The sequence below is a fragment of the Caballeronia arationis genome (assembly GCF_001544975.2).
Lineage (GTDB): Bacteria > Pseudomonadota > Gammaproteobacteria > Burkholderiales > Burkholderiaceae > Caballeronia > Caballeronia arationis.
On record NZ_FCOG02000517.1, the window covers coordinates 1 to 884 of the forward strand.

General features: G+C 55.8%; 1 protein-coding gene and 1 pseudogene. Both read left to right on the forward strand.

The genetic code is table 11. The features are described 5' to 3' along the window. A pseudogene (locus AWB81_RS44470) lies at window positions 1-120 on the forward strand (IS630 family transposase); the annotation flags it as partial. A gap of 162 nt (window positions 121-282) precedes the next feature. Further along, a complete protein-coding gene (locus AWB81_RS43575) occupies window positions 283-669 on the forward strand; it encodes a hypothetical protein (protein ID WP_062644794.1) in 387 nt (128 codons plus the stop codon). Window positions 670-884 lie beyond the last annotated feature (215 nt).

Consider the following 884-nt stretch of genomic DNA (forward strand, 5'->3'; position numbering starts at 1 on the left):
CAGTACGTGCAGAAACATAACCGTCATCCGAAACCGTTCATCTGGACAGCAAAGGCCTCTGACATCCTCGCGAAAGTGACGCGTGCCAGGGCCAAGCTGAATAAGATGCAATCCGTTTGACGCATACCACTAGCGGCCTTCACCACCGAGCACGATGCAGTCGTCTTCGCCCGAACGTGGGCGGAACAGTGGTGCGAGGAAAGGGACGTTGCGCGGAGCGATTACCCATCCAAACCAGAAGATGCTCAAGCCATTGATAAACTCATAGGAACGATACGCCAGATGATATTGCACGAGGACGAGCAAATGCACCGGCGTCTTTCATGGCTCGGCTCCTTGGAAGGATTTTTGTTCGCTGCGTTGGGGTTTGCTTGGGACAAGGAGGGATCGCTAGTTGTGACCATTTCGATGCTCGGACTTACGGTGGCGCTCTTGGTCTTTGTCGCTACGATCAGCACCGCACTTGCGATTCTGAGCCTCCAAAAGTACTGGAATGAACAGCGGCCGCAGGATCATCAAGGTCCCGGCGTGTCGGGTTTCTTTCCGACCCGTGCGCCGCTTAGCGTATTCATATCCAGTGAGGTTTTGCTACCGGTGGCGTTTGCATTCGCGTGGGGGGCAGTGCTATGGACTCGCATCGCCACCAGCATGGCTCTCCAATTAATCTGATCCTTTGGCGGCCGCTGCAAGCCGCGGTCCACGGTTCGTAAACAGGCAGCCATATATGAACCAACACGTTTGTCGTGCAAGTCGCACTGGCTCCCACACGACTCGGTTCGGTAACCCCAGATCTTGAATGACGGCTTTGGGTGTGCGCCGTGAAAAGGTGGCGCTTTCCAGTGGGTGTAAGTCCCACCCGGCAAATGCTCCAGCCGGAAGCAACC